The sequence below is a fragment of the Streptomyces sp. CB03234 genome (assembly GCF_001905885.1).
Classification (GTDB): Bacteria; Actinomycetota; Actinomycetes; order Streptomycetales; family Streptomycetaceae; genus Streptomyces.
Genome location: NZ_LIYH01000002.1, coordinates 151809 through 177417, shown reverse-complemented (window position 1 = coordinate 177417; position 25609 = coordinate 151809). Strand labels below are relative to the sequence as shown.

The window sequence follows — 25609 nt, the reverse complement described above, 5'->3', positions numbered from 1 at the left end:
CGCCCCCGCCCTCCACCCTCACGACCCCTCCCACCCCCACCACATCAGCACCGACCCGCGCCGGATCCACCTCTCCGACAGCCAGCGCGGCGCGGACGCCACGGCCATCGGGAACCTGCTGCTCTACCTCCCCCACTTCCTGTGCAGCGCGTTCGTCATGGCCCTGGTCTCGCTCGTCTTCGGCGGGCTCGGCGTGATCGTGTTCGTCGCCTGGCTGCTCAGCGGGGCCCTGGTGTTCCACCGGCCCACGGAGAGCGCCATCGCCCGCCGCCTGCTGCGGCTGCGCTACCCCACCGCGCAGGAGCGCGCGAGGCTCGAACCGGTCTGGCGGGAGGTCACGGCACGTGCCGGTGTCGAGGGACGGAACTACGAGCTGTGGGTGGAGGACACCGACAGCCTGAACGCGGTCGCCGCCGCCGGCCACATCGTCGGTGTCACCCGCTTCGCCATGAACCAGCTGCCCAACGGCGAGCTCGCCGCCGTCCTGGCGCACGAGCTGGGCCACCACGTCGGCGGCCACGCCTGGTCCTCGCTGCTCGGCTACTGGTACGCGCTGCCCGGCCGCATCGCCTGGCGCGTGCTCCGCGCCGTCTCGACGGCGATCTTCAAGGTGTCCCGGCTGTTCTCCTGCGTCGGCATGGGGATCGTCATCCTCGTCTTCGGCAGCATCGCGCTCGCGACGATCAGCACCCTGTACGGGCTGCCGCTCCTCATCCTGGCCATGCCGTACGCCCTCGCCGCCGTCGGCCGGCGCGCCGAGCTGCGGGCCGACCAGCACGCTGCGGCCCTCGGTTTCGCGCCCATGCTGGCGGCCGTCCTGGACAAGCTGCACCAGGCGGAACAGCAGCAACAGGCACAGGCCGCGGCCATCGCGGCGTACCACGGCAATCCGCCGCCGCAGGAGAGCCCGCTGAGCAAGCTGCTCTCGTCCCACCCGGACCACTACACCCGGCTGCACCACCTCCAGCCGTATCTCCACCCCACCCGCTGAAACGCCGAAGGGCGGCCACCCCGTACGAAACGGGGTGGCCGCCCTTCCTGGCAAAGCGACAACTACTACTGGTTGTACGGACCGTAGTCGTAGTCCTCCAGCGGAACGGCCTGGCCGGAGCCCGTGCCGAACGGCGAGTAGTCGATGTCGTCGTAGCCGACGGCCGAGTACATCGCGGCCTTGGCCTCCTCGGTCGGCTCGACCCGGATGTTGCGGTAGCGGGACAGGCCCGTACCGGCCGGGATGAGCTTACCGATGATGACGTTCTCCTTGAGGCCGATCAGGGAGTCGGACTTGGCGTTGATCGCCGCGTCCGTCAGGACCCTGGTCGTCTCCTGGAAGGAGGCCGCGGACAGCCACGACTCCGTCGCCAGCGACGCCTTGGTGATACCCATCAGCTGCGGACGGCCGGAGGCGGGGTGACCGCCCTCGGTGACCACACGACGGTTCTCCGACTCGAACTTCGACCGCTCGACCAGCTCGCCTGGCAGGAGCTCCGCGTCGCCGGACTCGATGATCGTCACACGGCGCAGCATCTGCCGGATGATGATCTCGATGTGCTTGTCGTGGATCGACACGCCCTGCGAGTTGTAGACCTTCTGGACCTCGCCGACCAGGTGGACCTGGACGGCACGCTGGCCGAGGATGCGCAGCACGTCGTGCGGGTTGGTGGCACCCGCGGTGAGCTTCTGGCCCACCTCGACGTGGTCGCCCTCGTGCACCAGGACCTTGGCGCGCTTCGAGATCGGGTAGGCCGTCTCGTCGCTGCCGTCGTCCGGGGTGACGACGATCTTCTTGGTCTTCTCGGTCTCCTCGATCCGTACGCGGCCGGAGGCCTCGGAGATCGGGGCGACACCCTTCGGCGTACGGGCCTCGAAGAGCTCGACGACACGGGGCAGACCCTGGGTGATGTCGTCACCGGCCACACCACCGGTGTGGAAGGTACGCATCGTGAGCTGCGTACCGGGCTCACCGATCGACTGGGCGGCGATGATGCCGACCGCCTCACCGATGTCGACCAGCTTGCCGGTGGCGAGCGAACGGCCGTAGCAGAAGGCACAGGTGCCGACCGCGGACTCACAGGTCAGGACCGAGCGGGTCTTGACCTCCTCGACGCCCGCGTTGACCAGGGCGTCGATCAGCACGTCACCCAGGTCGACGTTGGCCGGCGCGATGACCTTGCCGTCGACGACGACGTCCTCGGCGAGCATCCGCGCGTACACGGACGTCTCGACGTCGTCCGCCTTGCGCAGCACACCGTCGGCGCCGCGCTCGGCGATCCGCAGCTTCAGACCGCGCTCGGTGCCGCAGTCCTCCTCGCGGATGATCACGTCCTGCGAGACGTCCACCAGACGACGGGTCAGGTAACCCGAGTCGGCGGTACGCAGGGCGGTGTCCGCGAGACCCTTTCGGGCACCGTGCGTGGAGATGAAGTACTCCAGCACGGACAGACCCTCACGGAACGACGCCTTGATGGGCCGCGGGATCGTCTCGTTCTTCGCGTTCGACACCAGACCACGCATACCGGCGATCTGACGCATCTGCATCATGTTGCCTCGTGCGCCCGAGTTCACCATCATGAAGATCGGGTTGGTCTTCGGGAAGTTGTCGTTCATCGCCTCGGCGACCTCGTTGGTCGCCTTGGTCCAGATCGCGATGAGCTCCTGCGTGCGCTCGTCCTTGGTGATCAGACCGCGCTCGTACTGCTTCTGGACCTTCTCGTCCTGAGCCTCGTACGACTTGACGATCTCCTTCTTCGCCTCGGGGACGACGACGTCGGAGATGGCGACGGTGACACCGGAACGGGTGGCCCAGTAGAAGCCGGCCGCCTTCAGGTTGTCGAGCGTCGCCGCCACGATGACCTTGGGGTAGCGCTCGGCGAGGTCGTTGACGATCTCGGAGAGCTGCTTCTTGCCGACCGAGTAGTCGACGAACGGGTAGTCCTCGGGCAGCAGCTCGTTGAAGAGCGCACGGCCCAGGGTCGTCCGCAGGCGGAACGAGTCACCCTGCTGCCACTCCGGCTCGCCCTCTTCGGCGACCGGCGGGGTCCAGCCACGGGGCGGGACGGTGCCGATCGGGAAGCGGATGTCGACCTTCGCCTGGAGCGAGAGCTCGCCCATGTCGAACGCCATGATCGCTTCGGCGGTGGAGTTGAAGGCGCGGCCTTCACCCTTGACCTCGCGCTCCTCCTCGTCCGTGGTGAGGAAGAAGAGGCCCAGCACCATGTCCTGGGTCGGCATGGTGACGGGACGGCCGTCGGCCGGCTTGAGGATGTTGTTCGAGGACAGCATCAGGATGCGGGCCTCGGCCTGCGCCTCCGCGGACAGCGGCAGGTGCACGGCCATCTGGTCACCGTCGAAGTCCGCGTTGAACGCGGTGCAGACGAGCGGGTGGATCTGGATGGCCTTGCCCTCGACCAGCTGCGGCTCGAAGGCCTGGATGCCGAGGCGGTGCAGCGTGGGCGCACGGTTCAGCAGCACCGGGTGTTCGGCGATGACCTCTTCGAGGACGTCGTACACCACGGTGCGGCCGCGCTCGACCATGCGCTTGGCCGACTTGATGTTCTGCGCGTGGTTCAGGTCGACCAGGCGCTTCATCACGAACGGCTTGAAGAGCTCCAGCGCCATGGCCTTGGGCAGACCGCACTGGTGCAGCTTCAGCTGCGGGCCGACGACGATCACGGAACGCGCCGAGTAGTCGACTCGCTTACCGAGCAGGTTCTGACGGAAGCGGCCCTGCTTGCCCTTCAGCATGTCGCTGAGGGACTTCAGCGGGCGGTTACCGGGACCGGTGACCGGGCGGCCGCGGCGGCCGTTGTCGAACAGCGCGTCGACGGCCTCCTGCAGCATCCGCTTCTCGTTGTTCACGATGATCTCGGGGGCACCGAGGTCAAGGAGACGCTTGAGGCGGTTGTTGCGGTTGATGACGCGGCGGTACAGGTCGTTCAGGTCGGAGGTCGCGAAGCGGCCACCGTCCAGCTGCACCATCGGACGCAGGTCCGGCGGGATGACCGGTACGCAGTCCAGCACCATGCCCTTGGGGCTGTTGGAGGTCTGCAGAAACGCGGAGACGACCTTGAGGCGCTTGAGCGCACGGGTCTTCTTCTGGCCCTTGCCGGTGCGGATGATCTCGCGGAGCTTCTCGGCCTCTTCCTCGAGGTCGAACGACTCCAGGCGCTTCTGCAGCGCTGCGGCGCCCATCGAACCGTCGAAGTACGTGCCGAAGCGGTCGCGCAGCTCGCGGTAGAGCAGCTCGTCGCCCTCCAGGTCCTGGACCTTGAGGTTCTTGAAGCGGTTCCACACCTCGTCGAGACGGTCGATCTCGCGCTGGGCGCGGTCGCGCAGCTGCTTCATCTCGCGCTCGGCGCCCTCGCGCACCTTGCGGCGCACGTCGGCCTTGGCGCCCTCGGCCTCCAGCTCGGCCAGGTCGGTCTCGAGCTTCTTGGCGCGGGCCTCGAGGTCGGCGTCGCGGCGGTTCTCGATCTGCTGGCGCTCGACGGAGACGTGCGCCTCCAGCGAGGGCAGGTCGCGGGTGCGGCGCTCCTCGTCGACGTACGTGATCATGTACGCCGCGAAGTAGATGACCTTCTCCAGGTCCTTCGGGGCGAGGTCCAGCAGGTAGCCCAGGCGGGACGGGACGCCCTTGAAGTACCAGATGTGGGTGACGGGAGCGGCGAGCTCGATGTGGCCCATCCGCTCACGGCGCACCTTGGCGCGGGTGACCTCGACGCCACACCGCTCACAGATGATGCCCTTGAAGCGGACGCGCTTGTACTTGCCGCAGTAGCACTCCCAGTCCCGGGTCGGGCCGAAGATCTTCTCGCAGAAGAGTCCGTCCTTTTCGGGCTTCAGGGTGCGGTAGTTGATGGTCTCCGGCTTCTTGACCTCGCCGTGGGACCACTGACGGATGTCGTCCGCGGTGGCCAGGCCGATCCGCAGCTCGTCGAAGAAGTTGACGTCGAGCACTATGCGTCAATCCCTCTCAGGGTTCGTGTCTCAATCATGGTCTGTACGGGTCCGGGGCAGGGCCGGGGCCTCACGAGGAGGCCCCGGCCAGACCCGTCAGACCTCTTCGACGCTGCTCGGCTCGCGCCGGGACAGGTCGATGCCGAGCTCTTCCGCAGCGCGGAAGACGTCCTCGTCGGTGTCGCGCATCTCGATGGACATGCCGTCCGAGGACAGCACCTCCACGTTGAGGCACAGGGACTGCATCTCCTTGATGAGCACCTTGAAGGACTCGGGGATGCCGGGCTCGGGGATGTTCTCGCCCTTGACGATGGCCTCGTAGACCTTCACGCGGCCGGTGACGTCGTCGGACTTGATGGTCAGCAGCTCCTGGAGGGCGTAGGCGGCGCCGTAAGCCTCCAGCGCCCACACCTCCATCTCACCGAAGCGCTGGCCACCGAACTGAGCCTTACCACCCAGCGGCTGCTGGGTGATCATCGAGTACGGGCCGGTCGAACGCGCGTGCAGCTTGTCGTCGACCAGGTGGTGGAGCTTGAGGATGTACATGTACCCGACCGAGATCGGGTCCGGGAACGGCTCGCCGGAGCGGCCGTCGAACAGCCGGGCCTTACCGGTCGGCAGCACCATCCGGTCGCCGTCGCGGTTCGGGATGGTGTGCTGGAGCAGACCGGCCAGCTCGTCCTCACGCGCACCGTCGAAGACGGGGGTGGCGACGTTGGTACCGGGCTCCACCTTGTCGGCGCCGATGGCCTGGAGGCGCTGCGCCCACTCGTCCGCGAGGCCGGAGACGTCCCAGCCGCGGCTGGCGAGCCAGCCGAGGTGGATCTCCAGGACCTGTCCCGGGTTCATTCGGGACGGGACACCCAGCGGGTTGAGGATGATGTCGACCGGGGTTCCGTCCTCGAGGAACGGCATGTCCTCGATGGGAAGGATCTTGGAGATGACACCCTTGTTGCCGTGACGGCCGGCGAGCTTGTCACCGTCGGTGATCTTGCGCTTCTGCGCGACGTACACGCGCACCAGCTGGTTCACACCGGGGGGAAGCTCGTCGCCCTCCTCGCGGTCGAAGACGCGTACGCCGATGACCTTGCCGGTCTCGCCGTGCGGCACCTTCAGCGAGGTGTCACGGACCTCACGGGCCTTCTCACCGAAGATCGCGCGGAGCAGGCGCTCCTCCGGGGTCAGCTCGGTCTCACCCTTGGGCGTGACCTTGCCGACGAGGATGTCGCCGGCGACGACCTCGGCACCGATCCGGATGATGCCGCGCTCGTCGAGGTCGGCGAGGACCTCCTCGGAGACGTTCGGGATGTCCCGGGTGATCTCCTCCGGGCCGAGCTTGGTGTCACGGGCGTCGACCTCGTGCTCCTCGATGTGGATCGAGGAGAGGACGTCGTCCTGTACGAGGCGCTGCGACAGGATGATCGCGTCCTCGTAGTTGTGACCCTCCCACGGCATGAACGCGACCAGCAGGTTCTTGCCGAGCGCCATCTCACCGTTCTCGGTGGCGGGGCCGTCGGCGAGGACCTGGCCCTCGATCACGCGGTCACCCTCGGAGACGATGACCTTCTGGTTGACCGAGGTGCCCTGGTTGGAGCGGGAGAACTTGGCGACGCGGTACGTGGTGTACGTGCCGTCGTCGTTGGCGACGGTGACGTAGTCGGCCGAGACCTCCTGGATCACACCGTCCTTCTCGGCCTTGATGACGTCGCCGGCGTCGGTGGCACAGCGGTACTCCATGCCGGTGCCGACCAGCGGCGCCTCCGCCTTGATGAGCGGAACGGCCTGGCGCATCATGTTCGCGCCCATGAGGGCGCGGTTGGCGTCGTCGTGCTCGAGGAACGGGATCATGGCGGTCGCGACCGACACCATCTGGCGCGGCGAGACGTCCATGTAGTCCACGTCGTCGGGCGCGACGTAGTCGACCTCACCACCGCGGCGGCGGACCAGGACGCGGCTCTCGGCGAACCGCAGCTCCTCGGTCAGCGGCGCGTTGGCCTGGGCGATGACGAAGCGGTCCTCTTCGTCGGCGGTCAGGTAGTCGACCTCGTCGGTGACCTGGCCCTCGACGACCTTGCGGTACGGCGTCTCGACGAAACCGAACGCGTTGACGCGTCCGTACGAGGCGAGCGAACCGATCAGACCGATGTTCGGGCCTTCGGGCGTCTCGATCGGGCACATACGGCCGTAGTGAGACGGGTGCACGTCACGGACCTCGAAGCCGGCCCGCTCACGGGACAGACCACCCGGGCCAAGAGCCGACAGACGGCGCTTGTGGGTGAGACCCGACAGCGGGTTGTTCTGGTCCATGAACTGCGACAGCTGGCTGGTGCCGAAGAACTCCTTGATGGAGGCGACGACCGGCCGGATGTTGATCAGAGTCTGCGGCGTGATCGCCTCGACGTCCTGGGTCGTCATGCGCTCACGCACGACGCGCTCCATCCTCGCCAGGCCCGTACGGACCTGGTTCTGGATGAGCTCGCCGACGTTGCGCAGACGGCGGTTGCCGAAGTGGTCGATGTCGTCGGTCTCGACGACGATCTGCGTGCCGTTCTCGCCCACCGTCTCGGTCTCGCCCGCGTGGAGCTTCACCAGGTACTTGATGGTGGCGATGATGTCGTCGGTGGTGAGCACACCGGCGTCCAGCGGCTCGTCGGCGCCGAGCTTCTTGTTCACCTTGTAGCGGCCGACCTTGGCGAGGTCGTAGCGCTTGGGGTTGAAGTAGAGGTTCTCGAGCAGCGTCTGAGCGGCCTCGCGCGTCGGCGGCTCGCCCGGGCGCAGCTTGCGGTAGATGTCGAGCAGCGCGTCGTCCTGGCCCTGGGTGTGGTCCTTCTCCAGGGTGGCGCGCATGGACTCGTACTCACCGAACTCCTGCAGGATCTGCTCGGTGGTCCAGCCGAGAGCCTTGAGGAGGACGGTCACGGACTGCTTGCGCTTGCGGTCGATGCGGACACCGACCATGTCGCGCTTGTCGATCTCCATCTCCAGCCAGGCACCCCGGGACGGGATGATCTTGGCGGAGAAGATGTCCTTGTCGGACGTCTTGTCGATGGAGGAGTCGAAGTAGACACCCGGCGAGCGGACGAGCTGCGACACCACGACACGCTCGGTGCCGTTGATGACGAAGGTGCCCTTGTTGGTCATGAGCGGGAAGTCGCCCATGAAGACCGTCTGGGACTTGATCTCGCCGGTCTCGTTGTTGGTGAACTCGGCCGTGACGAAGAGCGGCGCGGCGTACGTGAAGTCGCGCTCCTTGCACTCGTCGATCGAGTTCTTCGGGGGCTCGAAGCGGTGGTCGCGGAAGGTCAGCGACATCGACCCGGAGAAGTCCTCGATCGGCGAGATCTCCTCGAAGATCTCCTCCAGACCGGACTTGGTGGGGACGTCCTGTCCGGACTCCAGAGCCGCCTCGACACGAGCCTTCCACGCGGCGTTGCCGAGCAGCCAGTCAAAGCTCTCGGTCTGCAGCGCGAGGAGGTTCGGAACCTCGAGGGGCTCCTTGATCTTTGCAAAGGAGATGCGCAGCGGGGCGGTGCTTGCGCCGTTGTTCGTATTCGCGGTCGAGGCGTTGCGCGAGGCGGCCAAGAGGGGGTCCTTCCGAGGGCTCGGACTCACTACGCGCGTACCGGTCCCTCGCCGGACACAGCGACAGATTTCCTGATTTCGGCCAAAAGACCAGGTCAGGAGAGTCGGTCAACTGTGCTCTTGCGAGGGGATGCCCCTGGTGACGGGCAGGGGGCAGCTAACAGGCAGCGCAAAGGGTCAGTGTAGCCACTTGGCCCACTGATGTCCAGGGCGAGTAATTCGCTTCCCTCGTTGTTCTCAACTCCGCGGCACCTCGCGCCGTTGGCGCACATCGATACTGCCCGTTCGGCCGTCGATCCATGCCTCGGATCCGGATCGTTGTGACGGCGCGTCCTGAGAATTGCGCGCGGCGTGCGGTTCGTCAAGGCCCCCAGCCGTGTGGGGCCATGTGGGGCGCACGGCGAAGATCACCATACTCCGCGTGGGGCTCGACGCAAGGCAGGCGTCACGGCAACGCCGAAGGGCGACCACCCGGATGGGTGATCGCCCTTCGAAACGCCCTGTGACGGGCGCTGAGCGAGTCAGGAGACTCGCGAGGTGTTACTTGACCTCGACGGAGGCGCCGGCAGCCTTGAGGGACTCGGCAGCCTTCTCCGCGGCGTCCTTGGCGACCTTCTCGAGGACCGGCTTCGGGGTGCCGTCGACGAGGTCCTTGGCCTCCTTCAGGCCCAGGGAGGTCAGCTCACGCACGACCTTGATGACCTGGATCTTCTTCTCGCCGGCGCCGGTGAGGATGACGTCGAACTCGTCCTTCTCCTCAGCGGCCTCGGCCGGGGCGCCCGGGGCACCGGCGGCGGCAACGGCGACCGGAGCGGCGGCGGTGACGTCGAACTTCTCCTCGAACGCCGAAACGAACGCGGCGAGCTCGATGAGGGTCATCTCCTCGAACTGCGCGAGCAGGTCTTCCTGAGACAGCTTCGCCATGATGGCGGTCCTTCCACTAAATCGGCTGGTGCCGGGTGTACATGTGAGGCGGGCGTACGTTGGGCCCGCTGCGACCCACGCCTAGGCGGCGCGGATCAATGCGCGAGCCGAATTACTCGGCACCGCCCTGCTCGGCCTGCTTGGCACGGAGCGCGTCCACGGTGCGGACGAGCTTCGAGGGAAGCGCCTGGAAGAGCGCGGCAGCCTGGGACTGCTTGCCCTTCATGGCGCCCGCCAGCTTGGCGAGCAGAACCTCGCGGGACTCGAGGTCCGCAAGCTTCTTGATCTCATCGGCGGAGAGTGCCTTGCCATCAAGGACACCGCCCTTGATGATCAGGTTGGGGTTCTCCTTGGCGAAGTCACGAAGACCCTTCGCCGACTCCACCGGGTCACCGGTGATGAAGGCGACAGCCGTCGGACCAGCGAACTGGTCGTCCAGCGTCGTGATCCCGGCCTCGTTGGCCGCAATCTTGGTCAGCGTGTTCTTCACCACGGCGTACTGGGCGTTCTCACCGAGCGAACGGCGCAGCTGCTTGAGCTGTGCCACGGTGAGACCGCGGTACTCGGTCAGCACGGCGGCGTTCGAGCTGCGGAACTTGTCCGTCAGCTCGGCAACCGCAGCAGACTTGTCGGGCCTCGCCATGAGCCTCGGCCTCCTTCCGGGTGATTCGGACCGCGTGGGCTGAAGGAAGGAGACTGGGCAAAACGAAACGCCCCGGCGCAGGCGCACGGGGCGTGACTCAACCGAGTGCGTTCATTCACGAGCGCATCCAGGAGTACATCCACGGTCACCTGCGCGGGTCGTCCGCAGCTAGCGGATCCTTCGGCCGCCGCGACTCTGACGAGCGCAGCAACGACCAGCGGTCTTTGGCTTCTGTGGAAGAGTACGGGACCACCCCGACGTCAGGCAAATCGGGCCACCCGCCACCCTGCCCACGGCTCCGCGAAGGCGCGGGACACAGGGAGGCGGCCCCCAGGGGCTGGCACGGACGGGGCAGGGAAGGGGCGGCGCGGGGCTGGGGAAGACCTGGCCCTCGGCCGGCCTGGCCCGGGCCGCCGGCGTCGCGTGGTCCGGCCCCGTGGCCGGCGCGGCCGGGGCGGGAGTGCCTCGCCGCTCCCGCCCCCGGCCCCCGCTCCGGCAGGGGGCCGTGCCCCACGGCAGGAGCCGGGCACGCGAAAAAGCCGGCCCCCGCCGCTCCGGAGAGCTGCGGGGGCCGGCTTCAGTACGCGAGACCCGCGACTGCCGTCAGATTCAGACGGCGGCCGGGTCCTCCTCGACGAGGAGGTTGCGGGTGCGGTTGGCGTCCAGCGGGATGCCGGGGCCCATCGTCGTGGTGAGGGTCGCCTTCTTGATGTAGCGGCCCTTCGCGGCGGACGGCTTCAGACGGAGGATCTCCTCCAGCGCCGCCGCGTAGTTCTCGACCAGCTTCGTCTCGTCGAAGGAAACCTTGCCGATGATGAAGTGGAGGTTCGAGTGCTTGTCGACGCGGAACTCGATCTTGCCGCCCTTGATGTCGTTGACAGCCTTGGCGACATCCATCGTGACGGTGCCGGTCTTCGGGTTCGGCATCAGACCACGCGGACCGAGCACGCGGCCGAGGCGGCCGACCTTGCCCATGAGGTCCGGGGTGGCGACGACCGCGTCGAACTCGTTCAGGCGGTTGCCCTTGGAGATCTCGTCGATCAGTTCGTCGGAGCCGACGATGTCGGCTCCCGCGGCTTCCGCGGCCGCAGCACGGTCACCGGTCGCGAAGACCAGGACCCGGGCGGTCTTACCGGTGCCGTGCGGAAGGTTCACGGTGCCACGGACCATCTGGTCGGCCTTGCGCGGGTCAACGCCCAGGCGGAAGGCGACCTCGACGGTGCCGTCGAACTTGGTGGCGGCGGTGTCCTTGGCGAGACGGACGGCCTCGAGGGGGGCGTAGTTACGCTCCCGGTCGATCTTGGCGTCCGCGCCGCGGAGTGCCTTGCTGCGCTTCACTGCTTCTCCTGGTGTGGTTCAGGTGTGGAGTTGTGGTCCGGGCCAGCGCGTGGCCCTCCCACAGGTCGTACGGGGGCTGCTCAGCCCTCGACCGTGATGCCCATGGAACGGGCGGTGCCGGCGATGATCTTCTCGGCGGCGTCCAGGTCGTTGGCGTTCAGGTCGGGCAGCTTGACCGAGGCGATCTCGCGGACCTGGGCGCTCGTGAGCTTGGCGACCTTGGTCTTGTGCGGCTCGCCGGAGCCCTTGTCCACACCCGCGGCCTTGAGGATCAGCTTGGCGGCCGGCGGAGTCTTGGTGATGAAGGTGAAGGAGCGGTCCTCGTAGACCGTGATCTCCACCGGCACGACCATGCCACGCTGCGACTCGGTCGCGGCGTTGTAGGCCTTGCAGAACTCCATGATGTTGACGCCGTGCTGACCCAGGGCGGGGCCGACCGGCGGAGCCGGGTTGGCCGCGCCGGCCTGGATCTGGAGCTTGATAAGCCCCGTGACCTTCTTCTTCTTGGGAGGCATTGCTCTCTCCGGGTCCTAGTGAGAGTTTTCAGCCGCCATCCGACGTCATCCGGATGGAGGCATACCGCACAACGATAACGGGTATCCATGCGCGGCCAAAAACCGAGCAGGTCAGAACGGGCACGGAGCCCGGTCTGACCTGTTCGGAAACCTTGCGAACCGTAGGTCCAGAAAGAAGCTAGTTCTTCTGGATCTGGTCGAAGCTGAGCTCGACCGGGGTCTCGCGGCCGAAGATCTCGACGAGGCCCTTGACCTTCTTCGAGTCGGCGTTGATCTCGTTGATCGTGGCCTGCAGCGTCGCGAACGGGCCGTCGGTGACGGTGACCGAGTCGCCGACCTCGAAGTCCAGCACCTGGACCTCGACCTTGCGGGCCGGAGCCGGCTTGCCCTCGGCCTCGGCGGCCTCGCGGGCGGCCTTCTCCTCGGCCTCCGGGGCGAGCATCTTGACGATCTCGTCCAGGGTCAGCGGGTACGGGTCGTAGGCGTTGCCCACGAAGCCGGTGACACCGGGGGTGTTGCGGACGACGCCCCAGGACTCGTTCGTCAGATCCATGCGGACCAGAACGTAACCGGGCAGCTTGTTCTGCCGGACGTTCTTGCGCTCGCCGTTCTTGATCTGGACGATCTCTTCCTCGGGGACCTCGGCCTGGTAGATGAAGTCCTCGACGTTCAGCGAGACGGCGCGCTGCTCCAGGTTGGCCTTCACGCGCTTCTCGTAGCCCGCGTAGGTGTGGATGACGTACCACTCGCCGGGAAGACCGCGCAGCTCATCGCGGAGTGCCGCGATCGGGTCGACCGGAGCCGCCGGCTCCTCCTCGACCTCGGCAGCGGCCTCAACCTCGGCGGGCTCGTCGACCTCGGCGGCGGCCTCGGCGGACTCGTCGGCGCCCTCGGCCTCGACGGCCTCCTCGTCCGCGCCCTCGTCCTCGACGTGGAGCGCGGCGTCCTCGGCGGCCTCGCCGACAGCGGCGTCCGCAGCTTCCGCCTGGTCCTCGTCGGCCGCCTCGACGACGTCGAGCTCGTCCTGGGCGGACTCGTTCAGGTTCGGGTCAGACACGGTGGCTGCTTCTTCCTGGATACAGATGGGGTGGAACATGCGAAAAGGGGCGCCGGGGTAGGCGCCCTCCGCGGGAATCAGCCGAAGACGTACTTGACTGCTTCCTGGAAGCCGAGGTCAATCACGGTGACCAGACCGATCATGATGACGACGAAGACGATAACGACGGTCGTGTACGTCGTCAGCTGGCTGCGAGTCGGCCAGACGACCTTGCGCAGCTCGGCAACGATCTGACGGTAGAAGAGCGCGAGACGGCCCAGCGGGCCCTTCTTTCCGCGCTTGCCGCCCTTGCGGCTCTTCTTCTTCGACTCCTGTGCTTCGTCCTCGGCATCAGGCATGTCGATGGAGCCTACGGCATCCGTCACGTCTCTCACCTGATTCCGGGTCGGCCGTGCCGCGCCCGGGTGGAGCCGCACGGCGGTGCAATGAAGTACATACCTGCGCACACAACCTGGCGGTGTGTGTAGCAGGGCCGGAGGGACTTGAACCCCCAACCGCCGGTTTTGGAGACCGGTGCTCTACCAATTGAGCTACGACCCTTTGTCGTTCTCCCCCAACCTACCGCATCCATGGAGGTGGTCGGTGAGGGCCAACGAGCAGAGAGTGTACGTGGTCAGCGGCGCCGCGTCGAACAGATAGCTCCTGACACGGCCCGCACACCCGCCGTGCCCCCACTGTCCGCACGGTGAAACCTGTGTGCCGCGCTCTTTCCCGGTCTGGGACGATGGGCCGCATGAGCGCTGCAACCCCTCCCACCGAGCGCCGGGTCTCCGCCCGAGTCGGCGCGATCTCCGAGTCCGCGACCCTCGCCGTCGACGCCAAGGCCAAGGCCCTCAAGGCCGCCGGGCGTCCGGTGATCGGCTTCGGCGCGGGTGAGCCCGACTTCCCGACGCCCGACTACATCGTCGAGGCGGCGATCGAGGCCTGCCGAAACCCCAAGTACCACCGCTACACGCCGGCCGGCGGTCTGCCCGAGCTGAAGGCCGCCATCGCCGCGAAGACGCTGCGGGACTCCGGTTACGAGGTCGACGCCTCGCAGGTCCTGGTGACCAACGGCGGCAAGCAGGCGATCTACGAGGCGTTCGCCGCGATCCTGGACCCGGGTGACGAGGTCATCGTCCCGGCCCCGTACTGGACGACGTACCCCGAGTCGATCCGCCTCGCCGGCGGTGTCCCGGTGGAGGTCGTGGCCGACGAGACCACCGGTTACCGGGTCTCCGTGGAGCAGCTGGAGGCGGCCCGTACGGAGCGGACCAAGGTCGTCCTGTTCGTCTCCCCGTCCAACCCGACCGGCGCCGTCTACAGCCAGGCCGATGCCGAGGCGATCGGCCGCTGGGCCGTCGAGCACGGCCTGTGGGTCCTGACGGACGAGATCTACGAGCACCTGGTGTACGGCGACGCGACGTTCACCTCGCTGCCGGCGCTGCTGCCCGACCTGCGCGACAAGTGCGTCGTCGTCAACGGTGTCGCCAAGACGTACGCCATGACCGGCTGGCGCGTGGGGTGGATCATCGGCCCGAAGGACGTGGTGAAGGCCGCGACGAACCTCCAGTCGCACGCCACGTCCAACGTGTCGAACGTCGCGCAGGTCGCCGCGCTGGCCGCCGTGTCCGGCAGCCTGGACGCGGTCGCGGAGATGCGCGCCGCGTTCGACCGCCGCCGCCAGACCATGGTGCGGATGCTCAACGAGATCGAGGGCGTCTACTGCCCGACGCCGGAGGGCGCGTTCTACGCGTACCCGTCGGTCAAGGGGCTGCTGGGCAAGGAGATCCGCGGCAAGCGCCCGCAGACGTCGGTGGAGCTGGCGGCGCTGATCCTGGACGAGGCCGAGGTGGCGGTCGTCCCGGGTGAGGCGTTCGGTACGCCGGGCTACCTGCGGCTGTCGTACGCGCTGGGTGACGAGGATCTGGTGGAGGGTGTGTCGCGGATGCAGAAGCTGCTGGCGGAAGCGCGCGACTGAACCCACTCACGGTGAGTAGGTGGCGGGCCCCCGATCCGGGGGCCCGCTTTTCCGTTCCCACGAGCACCCGATCGGTGAAAGGGGCTCCCGCGCGGTCAGGGGTTTTGGCAAGATCCCGGGATGGAGCACGTTCGAGATCTGCGGCTGTTGCCCAAGGCCCATCTGCACCTGCACTTCACCGGGTCGATGCGGCCCGCGACGCTGCTGGAGCTCGCCGACAAGTACGGCGTCCATCTGCCCGACGCGCTGACCGGGGGTGAGCCTCCGAAGCTGCGGGCGACCGACGAGCGGGGCTGGTTCCGCTTCCAGCGGCTGTACGACATCGCCCGGTCCTGCCTGCGCACGCCCGAGGACATCCAGCGGCTGGTGCGCGAGGCGGCCGAGGAGGACGTCAGGGACGGCTCCGGGTGGCTGGAGATCCAGGTGGACCCGACCTCGTACGCCCCTCGTCTGGGCGGGCTGATCCCGGCGCTGGAGATCATCCTGGACGCCGTGGACACGGCGTCGCGGGAGACCGGCCTGGCGATGCGGGTCCTGGTGGCGGCGAACCGTATGAAGCACCCTCTGGACGCCCGTACGCTGGCGCGCCTCGCCGTGCGGTACGCGGACCGGGGGGTGGTCGGGTTCGGGCTGTCGAACGACGAGCGGCGGGGCATGGCGCGCGATTTCGACCGGGCGTTCGCGATCGCGCGCGAGGGCGGCCTGCTGGCGGCGCCGCACGGGGGCGAGCTGACCGGCCCCGCCTCCGTACGGGACTGCCTGGACGACCTGCGGGCGGCGCGCATCGGGCACGGGGTGCGGGCGGCGGAGGACCCGCGACTGCTGCGGCGGCTGGCCGAGAAGGGCGTGACGTGCGAGGTGTGCCCCGCGTCGAACGTCGCGCTGGGCGTGTACGAGAAGCCCGAGGACGTGCCGCTGCGGACGCTGTACGAGGCGGGCGTCCCGATGGCCCTCGGGGCGGACGATCCCCTGCTCTTCGGCTCCCGGCTGGCGGCGCAGTACGAGATCGCCCGCGTCCACCACGGCTTCACGGACGAGGAGCTGGCGGAGCTGGCCCGCCAGTCGGTGCGTGGTTCGGCGGCGCCCGAGGAGGTCAGGGCGAAGCTGCTGGCGGGCATCGACGACTGGCTGGCCGGCTAGGCCTGCCGGCCGATCCCCGCCAGCAGCGTGCGGGCGAGGCCGGCGGCGAAGGCGTCCACGTCCTGCGGAGGTTCCTTGCCGACCGTCGCGTCGTACGCGAAGGCGCGCTGCGCGCACGCGCCGAGGAGCAGGGAGGCGGCCGCGAAGGTGTCGGCGTCCGCGCGGATGCGTCCGGCGTCGCGCTCGGCGCGCAGGTAGGCGTCCAGGGCCTCGATGGGCAGGTGCGGCCCCGTACCGAGGTCCCGCATGGCGGCGTCGTGGCGCGCCTTCAGTCTGGTCTCGGCGTACAGGGAGGCGGCGATCGGGAAGCTCTGGGCGTAGAAGTACGCGGCCTGGCGGGCGATCTCGGTGAGGTTCTCCTCGACGCCGCGGTCGCCGGGGTCGGCGGCGAGGCTGTGGAGCAGCGGGGCGAGGCGGGGCAGGCGCTCGCGCAGGACGCCGATGAAGAGCTCTTCCTTGCTGCCGTAGTACTTGTACAGCGCCGCCTCGGAGCACTGCGCCGCCTTGGCGATCTCCTTGGTGGTGGTACGGGCGAGCCCGACGTCGAGCCAGAGGGCGTGGGCGGCGTCGAGGATCCGTTCCCGGGCGGGCTTGGCGCTTGACGGGTGAGTGGTCACCCACCCACTCTAGAGGTGAGTGAGCACTCACCCACCTGAGGGGGACCATGAAGCTGACCGTGTTCGGAGCGACCGGCGGTATCGGGCAGGAGATCGTCAAGCAGGGGCTGGCGGCGGGCCACCACGTCACGGCGGTGGTACGCGACCCGGCGCGGCTGGCGGTGAAGGGCGAGCGCCTGGAGGTCGTCACAGCGGCTTCGCTCGACGACGCGGAGGCGCTGCGGCCGGCGGTCTCGGGGCGGGACGCGGTGCTGTCGGGGCTCGGCCCGCGCACCCGCAAGCAGGTCGGCGTCGCGTCGGCGCTGACGCGCCCGATCCTGCGGGCGCTGGAGGCGGAGGGCACCCGCCGGTTCCTGGCGGTGAGCGCGGCGCCGCTCGGTCCGGTGCCGCAGAACGAGACGCTCTTCCTGCGGATCGCCACGCCGATCGTCTCGCGCGTGCTGCGCGACCACTACGACGACCTGCGGGTCATGGAGGACGACATGCGGCGCAGCGCGACGGACTGGACGTCGGTGCGGCCGCCGCAACTGCTCGACAAGCCGCTGACCGGCCGCTACCGCACGGCGGTGGGCACCGGCCTGCGGGGCGGCGCGAAGATCTCCCGCGCGGACGTGGCCCACGCGATGCTGGCGGTGATCGACGATCCGGCGACCGTGAAGCAGCCGGTGGCCGTCGCGTACTGATCCCTCAGAGGCTGACGCCGACCGTCACCGGTTCGTTGACCAGCGTGACGCCGAAGGCGTCCCGTACCCCCGCCACGACCTCGCGGGCCAGGGCCAGGAGGTCCTCGGTGGTGGCATCGCCGCGGTTGGTGAGCGCCAGGGTGTGCTTGGTGGAGATACGGGCGGGACCGGTGCCGTATCCCTTGGTGAAGCCGGCCTTGTCGATCAGCCAGGCCGCGGAGGTCTTGACCCGGCCGTCGTCGCCGGCCGGGTAGGCGGGCGGGGTGACGTCGGGACCGAGCCGGTCACGGACGCGGCCGAGGAACTCCTCGTACCGCTCCCGCTCCAGGATCGGGTTGGTGAAGAACGACCCGGCCGACCAGGTGTCGTGGTCCTCCGGGTCCAGGACCATGCCCTTGCCCGCCCGCAGCTTGAGCACCGTCTCGCGGGCGGTGGCGGCCGGAACGCGGTCGCCCGGCTCCACGCCGAGCGCGCGGGCCGTCTCGGCGTACTTGATGGGCGCGCTCATCCCCCGCGCGTCCTCCAGCTCGAAGCGGACGCGCAGCACGACGAACCGGTCGGGGTCGGCCTTGAACCGGCTGTGGCGGTACGAGAAGTCGCACGCGGCGTTCGGGATGGTCACCGTCTCGCCCGCGCGGCGGTCGTACGCCACGACCTCCGTGATGGTGGCCGAGACCTCCTGGCCGTACGCCCCCACGTTCTGGATCGGGGTGGCGCCCGCCGAGCCGGGGATACCGGCCAGGCACTCGATGCCGGCCAGCCCGGCCTCCACCGTGCGGGCCACGGCGTCCGTCCACACCTCGCCCGCCGCCAGCTCCAGCCGCGTACCGTCCAGGGCGAAGCCCCGGGTGGCGATGCGCAGGGCGGTGCCGTCGAAGCCCTTGTCGCCGATGACCAGGTTGGACCCGCCGCCGATGACCAGCAGCGGGGTCCCGCTCTCGTCCGCCTCGCGCACGACGGCGACGACCTCGTCGTCGGTCGCGGCCGTGACGAGCCGGGCGGCGGGCCCGCCGAGCCGGAAGGTGGTCAGCGGGGCGAGGGGAGCGTCATGGAGTTCCTGCACGCGCCCAAGACTACGGGGCGGCTCAGGAGCGAAAGGTGGCGTCCGACGAACGACGGCCGGGGCGGGGCCGTGCAGGGTCGCCCCCGCAGAGGTTGGCGGCTCCGGGCGGGCTCCCTACCGACGTAACCCAGGGCCGCCGGCCTCGAGGAGGTGAGCCCGGAGGGGCCACGCCCCCACCCCCCGGCAGGCGGCCGAGCCGCACCGCGCCACCGGCGGTGCGCTCAGCGACGGCGGCCAGGTGGCGAACATCACGCACGGGCGTACCGGGCACGAAGTCAGCCGCTGCCCCGAGCGCCGCCCTGCACCGCCCCAGCGACCGGGCCCCGCAGCGGCCGGGCCCCGGAGCCACCACCGCCGGCCCCTGGAGCGGCGGGGCCCTGGAGCCACCGCGTACGGGAGGACACCCGCGGCCCGGCCGTCAGGTGGCGGGTCAGGCCAGCTGCACCACCGCGCGGGACATGCCCAGGACCTTCTGCCCCGCGCTCATGGCGGTCAGGTCCACCCGCACCCGGTTGTCGTCCAGCTTCGCGGCGACCTTGCCGCTGACCTCGATCAGCGCGCCCGTCTCGTCGTTCGGCACGACGACCGGCTTGGTGAACCGCACGCCGTACTCGACCACCGCACCGGGGTCGCCCGCCCAGTCGGTCACCACACGGATGGCCTCGGCCATGGTGAACATGCCGTGCGCGATGACGTCGGGCAGCCCGACATCCTTGGCGAACTTCTCGTTCCAGTGGATCGGGTTGAAGTCCCCCGAGGCGCCCGCGTACTGCACCAGCGTGGCGCGCGTCACGGGAAAACTCTGTGCCGGCAGCTCGGTGCCGACCTCGACCTCGTCGAATGCGATCTTCGCGGTCATCGCCTCACGCCTCCTCTGCCACCGCACGGGCCACGAGCTTCGTCCACGCCGTCACCACGTGCTCACCGGCCTCGTCGTGGACCTCGCCGCGGACGTCGAGAATGTCGTTCCCGGCGAGCGATTTGATCGCCTCGATGGTCGAGGTGACCGTCAGCCGGTCCCCCGCCCGTACGGGGCGGCTGTACGCGAATTTCTGGTCGCCGTGCACCACACGGCTGTAGTCCAGGCCCAGCTGCGGGTCCGCGATCACCTGCCTCGCCGCCTTGAACGTGATGGCGAACACAAAGGTCGGCGGCGCGATCACATCCGGGTGACCGAGCGCCTTGGCGGCCTCCGTATCGGTGTACACCGGATTCGTGTCCCGGATCGCCTCGGCGAATTCGCGGATCTTTTCACGGCCGACCTCGTACGGCGCGGTGGGCGGATACGTCCGCCCCACGAAGGACTGATCGAGCGCCATGGACTCGCTACCTCCTGGGTGTGTCTTCGAACAAACGACACGAGGCCGCCCCCTGACGGGGACGGCCTCGTGTACGAGCCTGATTCAGCGCGTTTCGCGGTGCGCGGTGTGCGCGTTGCAGCGCGGGCAGTGCTTCTTCATCTCAAGACGGTCCGGGTTGTTACGCCGGTTCTTCTTGGTGATGTAGTTCCGCTCCTTGCACTCCACGCAGGCCAGCGTGATCTTCGGGCGGACGTCGGTGGCAGCCACGTGAGTGCTCCTTGGACGGACGTTGGACGGATGAACGCATGAAAGAGTAGCCGATCGAAGGACCGACCCCACAATCGGCTACTGTGTGTAGCGGTGACCGGACTTGAACCGGTGACACAGCGATTATGAGCCGCTTGCTCTACCGACTGAGCTACACCGCTTTGATACGGAGTCCCTCACCCGAAGGTGAGGGCTACCGCACCAGAGCCCCAATACGGAATCGAACCGTAGACCTTCTCCTTACCATGGAGACGCTCTGCCGACTGAGCTATTGGGGCGAGCGATGAAGACATTACACGGTCGGCCGCCGTTCGCCCAAATCCGATTCCCGGCGGCCATCCCGCCCGCTCCCCGGGGCGCCCACCCCCGCTCACAGGAGGCTCACGGCCCGCTCCGCCGACGCCCGTCTCTTCCTGCCCCGTACGCCACTCGTGCCCCACGCCAGTACGACTATTCCGCTCCTCCTCGATGCCCAGTCGGACGGCCCCTAGGCTCGGCTCACGCTGCGTGATCGTGCCCGTACGTCCACTCAAGCCACCGACCGAGCCACCGAGCCACCGAGCCCGCCAGGAGCCCGATGTCCTCCGACAGCCAGCAACCGCAGCCGCCCGAGGGCGCCACCGCCGACACCACCGCGCTGCTGCTGTGCGGCGCCCGCCTCACCGACGGCCGGACCGTCGACGTACGGCTCAGCGGCGGGCGCATCGAAGCGGTGGGCACCGCGGGCAGCCTGCCCACCCACGGCGCCCGTGTCGACCTCGCCGGCTACCTGCTGCTGCCCGCCCCCGCCGAACCGCACGGCCACGCCGACACCGCGCTCAGCGCCGACTGCCCCGGCCCCGTCTCGTACGCCACCGAGGACGTCCAGCGCCGCGCCACCGAGGCCGCCCTGCTCCAGCTGGGGCACGGCGCGACCGCGCTGCGCGCCCACGTACGCATCGACGACGTCCAGGGGCTCGGCCCCCTGGAGGCGGTCCTCCAGGCGCGGCGCTCGCTGCGCGGGCTGGCCGATCTGACGGCGGTGGCCGTGCCGCGGCTGCTGACCGGCGTGGCGGGGGCGGACGGGCTCGCGATGCTGCGCGACGCGGTGAAGATGGGCGCCGGTGTGGTGGGCGGGTGCCCGGACCTGGATCCGGACCCGGCCGGGTACACCGAGGCGGTGCTGGAGGTGGCGGCCGAGCACGGCTGCCCGGTTGACCTGCACACGGACGGCGACGACTCGGCGCGGCTCGGGCGGCTGGCCGCCATGGCGGGCGGGCTGCGGCCGGGGGTCACCATCGGGCCCTGTGGGGCGCTGGGGCGGCTCCCCGGGGACCTGGTGGGGCGCGCGGCCGACCAGCTCGCGGCGGCCGGTGTGACGGTCGTGTGTTTGCCGCAGGGGGGCTGTGGCGGTACGGAGGTACGGGGCGTCGCGCCCGTGAGGCTGCTGCGGGCGGCGGGGGTGCGGGTGGCGGCCGGGAGCGGTGCGCTGCGGGACGTGGCCAATCCGGTGGGCCGGGCTGATCCGCTGGAGGCGGCGTACCTGCTGGCCTCGCAGGGCGGGCTGCGGCCGACGGAGGCGTACGGGGCGGTGAGCGGGGCTGCGCGGGAGGCGATGGGGCTGCCGGCCGTGCGGGTGGAGGCGGGGTTCCCGGCGGAGCTGCTGGCGGTGCGGGGGGAGCGGCTGTCGGGCGTGTTGTCACTGGCGTACAGCAGAATCGTGGTGCACCGCGGTCGGGTGGTGGCGCGGACGAGCGCGGTGCGGGAGTACTGCGACTCGGCGGCGGCGCTCGAACTGCCGCGCCAGGGGCGGCCGGACGCCCGTCCGTGACCGGATCCTGAGCGCTTTCCGCTGCGACGTCGTACGGTCGAGAGCATGCGCATTGTCATCGCTGGAGGACACGGTCGGATCGCCCTGCGGCTGGAGCGGCTGCTCTCGGCGGGCGGGCACGAGGCCGCGGGCATCATCCGGAACCCGGAACAGGCGGAGGCCCTGCGCGAGGCGGGGGCCGAACCGGTCGTGATGGACCTGGAGTCGGCCACGGTGGAGATGGTCGCGGCCGCGCTGACGGGAGCGGACGTGGTGGTCTTCGCGGCGGGCGCCGGCCCGGGCAGCGGCGCCGAACGGAAGGCCACCGTGGACCGGGGCGCGGCGGTTCTCTGCGCGGACGCGGCGGAGCGGGCGGGCGTACGGCGCTACCTCGTCGTGTCGTCGATGGGCGCCGACCCGGACCGCCCGGGGGACGAGGTCTTCGACGCGTACCTACGGGCGAAGGGCGCGGCGGACGACTACGTACGGGCCAAGCGCGGGCTGGACTGGACGATCCTCAAGCCCGGCATGCTGACGAACGACGCCGGCACCGGCCTCGTACGGCTGGAGGCGTCGACCGGGCGCGGGCCGGTGCCGCGCGACGACGTGGCGGCGGTGCTGGCGGAGCTGGTGGAGACGCCGGCGACGGCGGGGCTGACGCTGGAGCTGGTCAGCGGCTCCGTACCGGTGGCGGTCGCGGTGAAGGCCGTGGCGGGCGAGTGATGCCGCCCTCCGCGTCGCCCTTCCCCGAACCGGTCGTGGTGGAGCGGGCCGAGCAGCCGTACGTCTTCATGCGGCGCTCGGTGACGTGGGACGGTTTCGCCGAGATCGCCGACCGGCTGCCGGAGGTGGTGGGGTGGCTGGCGGCGCGGGGTATCGAGGTCGCGGACGCGCCGTTCTTCCGCTTCAACACCGTGGCCATGGCGGGCGAGTCGGAGGTGGAGGCGGGCGTTCCGGTCGCCTCGCCGCCCCCTGAGCCGGAGGGCGACATCGGCGTGGCGCTGCTGCCGGCCGGCCGCTACGCGACGCTCACGCATGTCGGCCACCCCGAGCGGCTGTTGGCGGCGGCCGCCGCGCTGCGGGAGTGGGCGGACGAGCGGGGCCTGGAGTGGGACATGCGGGAGGTGGACGGCGTCGAGCGGTGGGGCTGCCGCATCGAGGCGTACCGCACGGATCCGCGCGTGGAGCCGGACCCGTCGCGGTGGGAGACGGAGCTGGCGATCCGCCTCTCCGACTGACCGTCCCGGCCTCTTGCGCGCAAATGGCCCCTGGTCCGCGTTTCCGCAGATCAGGGGCCATTCATCACGTGGCGGCGCCAGGATTCGAACCTGGGTAGGCTAAGCCGACGGATTTACAGTCCGCTCCCATTGGCCACTCGGGCACACCGCCATGGGATGTCGCCGTGGGGTGACCGCTTTTCGGCGGTGCTCCCCGGCAACGACGTAAACGATACCTGATGTCCGGGGGTGGTTCGCCACCGGATTGATCAGCGCTCGTGGTGGGCGGGATGGCTAGGCTTTGCGATGGCGGTCCGGGGAGCTGGGCCGTACCTCTAGGCAACCTCTACGTACGCGACCCAAGGAGCCACAGGACATGGCCGACTCCAGTTTCGACATCGTCTCGAAGGTCGAGCGGCAGGAGGTCGACAACGCCCTCAACCAGGCGGCGAAGGAGATCTCGCAGCGCTACGACTTCAAGAACGTCGGGGCCTCCATCGCCTGGTCCGGCGAGAAGATCCTGATGCAGGCGAACTCCGAGGACCGGGCCAAGGCCATCCTCGATGTGTTCAAGTCCAAGCTGATCAACCGCGGCATCTCGCTGAAGGCGCTGGACGCCGGTGAGCCGCAGCTGTCCGGCAAGGAGTACAAGATCTTCGCCTCCATCGAGGAGGGCATCTCCCAGGAGAACGCCAAGAAGGTGGCGAAGATCATCCGCGACCAGGGCCCGAAGGGCGTCAAGGCGCAGGTGCAGGGCGACGAGCTGCGGGTCAGCTCCAAGAGCCGTGACGACCTCCAGGCCGTGATCGCGCTGCTGAAGGGGCAGGACTTCGACTTCGCGCTCCAGTTCGTGAACTACCGGTAGGCCGTTGGACGGTCGTGGGCCGTCGAGGACCGTCGAGGGCTGTCGAACCCGTCGAGGAGCCTCGTGTCCGAAATCCGCCAGCCTGTGGGGTGGGTGCCGACACAGACTGGTGGGGACGCGAGGAAGGGAACGGATCATGACGGTGTACGCGTACGTCGACGGCCCGCTGGGCGAGATGCTGCTGGTCGGCGAGGAGTCCGCCGCCACGGGGCACGGCGGCCCGACCGCGCTCGCCTCGCTCTCCCTGCCGGGACAGAAGGGCGCGGCGGTCGTCCAGGACGGGTGGCGGCACCGCCCCGAGGCGTTCGAGGGCATCGCGGCGCAGCTGCGGGCGTACTTCGCGGGCGAGCTCACCCGTTTCGAGCTTGCGCGCACCGGCGCCGGCACGGACTTCCAGCGGCGTGTGTGGCGGGCGCTGGAGGACATCCCGTACGGCACGACCGTGACGTACGGGGAGATCGCCGCGCGGGTCGGTGCGCCCGGTGCCGGGGTACGGGCGGTGGGGACCGCGATCGGGCGCAACCCGCTGCTGGTGGTGCGGCCCTGTCATCGGGTGATCGGGGCGGACGGGGCGCTGCGGGGGTACGCGGGCGGGCTGGAGCGCAAGGAGCGGTTGCTGGGGCTGGAAGGCGCGCTCGTACGGTGACGGACGGGCTCTTTCCGGTGCGGCGTGAGCGGGCGGAGGTCGCGCCCGGCGCGGTGCATGTGCCGGGGTGGCTGTCGTTGGAGCGGCAGCGGGAGTTGGTCGAGGCGTGCCGGGAGTGGGCGCGGGGGCCGGTGCCGATGCGGCACACGGTGCTGCCGGGCGGCGGGGTGATGTCGGTGCGGACGGTGTGCCTCGGCTGGCACTGGCGGCCGTACCGGTACTCGCGGACGGCCGATGACGTGAACGGCGCCCCTGTGGCCCCTTTCCCCGGCCGGCTGGCCGACCTGGGGCGGGCGGCGCTGGTGGCGGCGTACGGGGACGGGGACGGGGACGGTTACGACGGGGACGGTTACGACGGGGCTTACGCGCCGGACACAGCGCTGATCAACTTCTACGAGGCCGGTGCGCGGATGGGCATGCACCAGGACAAGGAGGAGCGGTCCGGTGCCCCGGTGGTGTCGTTGAGCATCGGGGACAGCTGCGTCTTCCGGTTCGGGAACACCGTGACGCGGGGCCGTCCGTACACGGACGTGGAGCTGGTGTCGGGCGACCTGTTCGTCTTCGGCGGCGCGTCGCGCTTCGCGTACCACGGCGTGCCGAAGGTCCGTCCGGGGACGGCCGATCCGACGGTGGGGATGGCCTCGGGCCGGTTGAACATCACGCTGCGGGAGACGGGGCTCACGGGCTGAGCCCCGGCGTTCAGCGGGATCGGGAGTGGCCGAACAGGATGCGGTAGGCGACCAGCAGCACGAGCGAGCCGCCGATTGCCGCGAGCCAGGTGGGGCCGTCGTAGAACTGGTTGCTGATGGGCCGGTCCAGGAAGCGTGCCGATATCCAGCCGCCGACGAAGGCGCCCGCGATGCCGATGAGCGTCGTGCCGATCAGGCCGCCGGGGTCACGGCCCGGAAGGAGCACCTTGGCGATGACGCCGGCCAGCAGCCCCAGGATGATCCAGCTGAGGATGTCCATGCCATGAACCTGCCTTTCGTGCGGTGTTGTCCGCGAGGACGCCCGGGGTGCGGGGGGTGGTTGCGTGGATCAGTAGG

The 25609-nt window shown here is 69.4% G+C and carries 24 protein-coding genes and 4 tRNA genes; 10 read left to right on the top strand and 18 right to left on the bottom strand.

Annotated elements, in window-relative coordinates; all coding sequences use genetic code 11:
- Nucleotides 1–991, top strand: a 991-nt coding sequence (locus tag AMK26_RS07590) for a M48 family metalloprotease (protein WP_241837823.1), incomplete at its 5' end; no start/stop codon positions are given.
- A 65-nt stretch (nucleotides 992–1056) separates the two neighbouring features.
- Here the strand turns inward: AMK26_RS07590 and AMK26_RS07585 are convergent.
- The 9 genes from AMK26_RS07585 to AMK26_RS07540 form a co-directional block, all read right to left on the bottom strand.
- Nucleotides 1057–4956, bottom strand: coding sequence for a DNA-directed RNA polymerase subunit beta' (locus tag AMK26_RS07585; protein ID WP_073753447.1), 3900 nt, complete (start codon nucleotides 4954–4956; stop codon nucleotides 1057–1059).
- 96 nt (nucleotides 4957–5052) lie between these two features.
- On the bottom strand, nucleotides 5053–8538 hold the full coding sequence (rpoB, locus tag AMK26_RS07580; RefSeq protein ID WP_073753445.1) for a DNA-directed RNA polymerase subunit beta: 3486 nt from the start codon (nucleotides 8536–8538) through the stop codon (nucleotides 5053–5055).
- A gap of 540 nt (nucleotides 8539–9078) precedes the next feature.
- Nucleotides 9079–9462 (bottom strand): 50S ribosomal protein L7/L12, encoded by a 384-nt coding sequence (gene rplL, locus AMK26_RS07570; protein WP_073753443.1) that lies wholly within the window; start codon nucleotides 9460–9462, stop codon nucleotides 9079–9081.
- A 112-nt stretch (nucleotides 9463–9574) separates the two neighbouring features.
- Complete coding sequence (gene rplJ, locus AMK26_RS07565; RefSeq protein WP_073753442.1) at nucleotides 9575–10105, bottom strand: 50S ribosomal protein L10; 531 nt, start codon at nucleotides 10103–10105, stop codon at nucleotides 9575–9577.
- Between the two features lie 609 nt (nucleotides 10106–10714).
- Nucleotides 10715–11443, bottom strand: coding sequence for a 50S ribosomal protein L1 (gene rplA / locus AMK26_RS07560; protein ID WP_064069965.1), 729 nt, complete (start codon nucleotides 11441–11443; stop codon nucleotides 10715–10717).
- 80 nt (nucleotides 11444–11523) lie between these two features.
- Entirely contained in the window at nucleotides 11524–11958 is a 435-nt protein-coding gene (gene rplK, locus AMK26_RS07555) for a 50S ribosomal protein L11 (protein ID WP_064069966.1), read from the bottom strand.
- Between the two features lie 178 nt (nucleotides 11959–12136).
- Nucleotides 12137–13015 (bottom strand): transcription termination/antitermination protein NusG, encoded by an 879-nt coding sequence (nusG, locus tag AMK26_RS07550; RefSeq protein ID WP_073754705.1) that lies wholly within the window; start codon nucleotides 13013–13015, stop codon nucleotides 12137–12139.
- Nucleotides 13016–13092: 77 nt separating this feature from the next.
- A complete protein-coding gene (gene secE / locus AMK26_RS07545) occupies nucleotides 13093–13380 on the bottom strand; it encodes a preprotein translocase subunit SecE (RefSeq protein ID WP_073753440.1) in 288 nt (95 codons plus the stop codon).
- A gap of 102 nt (nucleotides 13381–13482) precedes the next feature.
- Nucleotides 13483–13555 (bottom strand) — tRNA-Trp (locus tag AMK26_RS07540).
- 193 nt (nucleotides 13556–13748) lie between these two features.
- On the opposite strand from AMK26_RS07540, the gene AMK26_RS07535 reads away from it, so the two are divergent.
- Both AMK26_RS07535 and AMK26_RS07530 read left to right on the top strand, forming a co-directional pair.
- Nucleotides 13749–14975 (top strand): pyridoxal phosphate-dependent aminotransferase, encoded by a 1227-nt coding sequence (locus AMK26_RS07535; protein ID WP_073753438.1) that lies wholly within the window; start codon nucleotides 13749–13751, stop codon nucleotides 14973–14975.
- A gap of 120 nt (nucleotides 14976–15095) precedes the next feature.
- Complete coding sequence (locus AMK26_RS07530; RefSeq protein ID WP_073753436.1) at nucleotides 15096–16115, top strand: adenosine deaminase; 1020 nt, start codon at nucleotides 15096–15098, stop codon at nucleotides 16113–16115.
- Here AMK26_RS07530 and AMK26_RS07525 read toward each other — a convergent pair.
- Nucleotides 16112–16732 carry a TetR/AcrR family transcriptional regulator gene (locus tag AMK26_RS07525; RefSeq protein WP_073753434.1) on the bottom strand — a complete coding sequence of 207 codons (621 nt, stop codon included), beginning with the start codon at nucleotides 16730–16732 and terminating at the stop codon, nucleotides 16112–16114. The two genes, AMK26_RS07530 and AMK26_RS07525, sit on opposite strands and share 4 nt — an antisense overlap.
- Nucleotides 16733–16779: 47 nt before the next feature.
- Between AMK26_RS07525 and AMK26_RS07520 the strand changes: the two genes are divergently transcribed.
- Nucleotides 16780–17415 carry an NAD(P)-dependent oxidoreductase gene (locus tag AMK26_RS07520; RefSeq protein WP_073753432.1) on the top strand — a complete coding sequence of 212 codons (636 nt, stop codon included), beginning with the start codon at nucleotides 16780–16782 and terminating at the stop codon, nucleotides 17413–17415.
- A gap of 4 nt (nucleotides 17416–17419) precedes the next feature.
- Here the strand turns inward: AMK26_RS07520 and AMK26_RS07515 are convergent, their stop codons facing one another.
- The 6 genes from AMK26_RS07515 to AMK26_RS07490 all read right to left on the bottom strand — a co-directional run bounded on the left by AMK26_RS07515 (nucleotide 17420) and on the right by AMK26_RS07490 (nucleotide 20324).
- Complete coding sequence (locus tag AMK26_RS07515; RefSeq protein ID WP_073753430.1) at nucleotides 17420–18478, bottom strand: UDP-N-acetylmuramate dehydrogenase; 1059 nt, start codon at nucleotides 18476–18478, stop codon at nucleotides 17420–17422.
- A gap of 430 nt (nucleotides 18479–18908) precedes the next feature.
- A complete protein-coding gene (locus AMK26_RS07510) occupies nucleotides 18909–19337 on the bottom strand; it encodes a MaoC family dehydratase (RefSeq protein WP_073753428.1) in 429 nt (142 codons plus the stop codon).
- 4 nt (nucleotides 19338–19341) lie between these two features.
- Nucleotides 19342–19797, bottom strand: a complete 456-nt coding sequence (locus AMK26_RS07505) for a MaoC family dehydratase N-terminal domain-containing protein (RefSeq protein ID WP_073753426.1) — start codon at nucleotides 19795–19797, stop codon at nucleotides 19342–19344.
- A gap of 84 nt (nucleotides 19798–19881) precedes the next feature.
- Nucleotides 19882–20046 (bottom strand): 50S ribosomal protein L33, encoded by a 165-nt coding sequence (rpmG, locus tag AMK26_RS07500; protein ID WP_003948671.1) that lies wholly within the window; start codon nucleotides 20044–20046, stop codon nucleotides 19882–19884.
- Between the two features lie 88 nt (nucleotides 20047–20134).
- Nucleotides 20135–20207: transfer RNA gene (locus AMK26_RS07495), tRNA-Met, on the bottom strand.
- A 44-nt stretch (nucleotides 20208–20251) separates the two neighbouring features.
- A tRNA-Thr gene (locus tag AMK26_RS07490) sits at nucleotides 20252–20324 on the bottom strand.
- A gap of 299 nt (nucleotides 20325–20623) precedes the next feature.
- On the opposite strand from AMK26_RS07490, the gene AMK26_RS07485 reads away from it, so the two are divergent.
- The 3 genes from AMK26_RS07485 to AMK26_RS07475 are packed head-to-tail and all read left to right on the top strand — an operon-like array spanning nucleotide 20624 to nucleotide 23073.
- Nucleotides 20624–21856 (top strand): amidohydrolase family protein, encoded by a 1233-nt coding sequence (locus AMK26_RS07485; protein WP_073753424.1) that lies wholly within the window; start codon nucleotides 20624–20626, stop codon nucleotides 21854–21856.
- A 45-nt stretch (nucleotides 21857–21901) separates the two neighbouring features.
- A complete protein-coding gene (locus AMK26_RS07480) occupies nucleotides 21902–22558 on the top strand; it encodes an SDR family oxidoreductase (RefSeq protein ID WP_073753422.1) in 657 nt (218 codons plus the stop codon).
- Nucleotides 22558–23073: a GyrI-like domain-containing protein gene (locus AMK26_RS07475; RefSeq protein WP_073753420.1), complete on the top strand. Its 516-nt coding sequence runs from the start codon at nucleotides 22558–22560 to the stop codon at nucleotides 23071–23073. Before AMK26_RS07480 ends, AMK26_RS07475 begins: the two co-directional genes overlap by 1 nt.
- 69 nt (nucleotides 23074–23142) lie before the next feature.
- On the opposite strand, the gene AMK26_RS07470 is transcribed toward AMK26_RS07475, so the two are convergent.
- Nucleotides 23143–23224: transfer RNA gene (locus tag AMK26_RS07470), tRNA-Tyr, on the bottom strand.
- Between the two features lie 204 nt (nucleotides 23225–23428).
- Between AMK26_RS07470 and AMK26_RS07465 the strand changes: the two genes are divergently transcribed.
- From AMK26_RS07465 to AMK26_RS07455, 3 genes are all read left to right on the top strand, one after another.
- The gene (locus tag AMK26_RS07465) at nucleotides 23429–23917 is read left to right on the top strand and encodes a YajQ family cyclic di-GMP-binding protein (protein ID WP_073753418.1); all 489 of its coding nucleotides are present in this window, start codon (nucleotides 23429–23431) and stop codon (nucleotides 23915–23917) included.
- A 136-nt stretch (nucleotides 23918–24053) separates the two neighbouring features.
- Nucleotides 24054–24563 carry a methylated-DNA--[protein]-cysteine S-methyltransferase gene (locus AMK26_RS07460; protein ID WP_073753416.1) on the top strand — a complete coding sequence of 170 codons (510 nt, stop codon included), beginning with the start codon at nucleotides 24054–24056 and terminating at the stop codon, nucleotides 24561–24563.
- Entirely contained in the window at nucleotides 24560–25252 is a 693-nt protein-coding gene (locus AMK26_RS07455) for an alpha-ketoglutarate-dependent dioxygenase AlkB family protein (RefSeq protein ID WP_073753414.1), read from the top strand. Before AMK26_RS07460 ends, AMK26_RS07455 begins: the two co-directional genes overlap by 4 nt.
- Before the next feature lie 10 nt (nucleotides 25253–25262).
- Here AMK26_RS07455 and AMK26_RS07450 read toward each other — a convergent pair whose 3' ends face one another.
- The gene (locus tag AMK26_RS07450) at nucleotides 25263–25532 is read right to left on the bottom strand and encodes a GlsB/YeaQ/YmgE family stress response membrane protein (protein ID WP_073753412.1); all 270 of its coding nucleotides are present in this window, start codon (nucleotides 25530–25532) and stop codon (nucleotides 25263–25265) included.
- Nucleotides 25533–25609 lie beyond the last annotated feature (77 nt).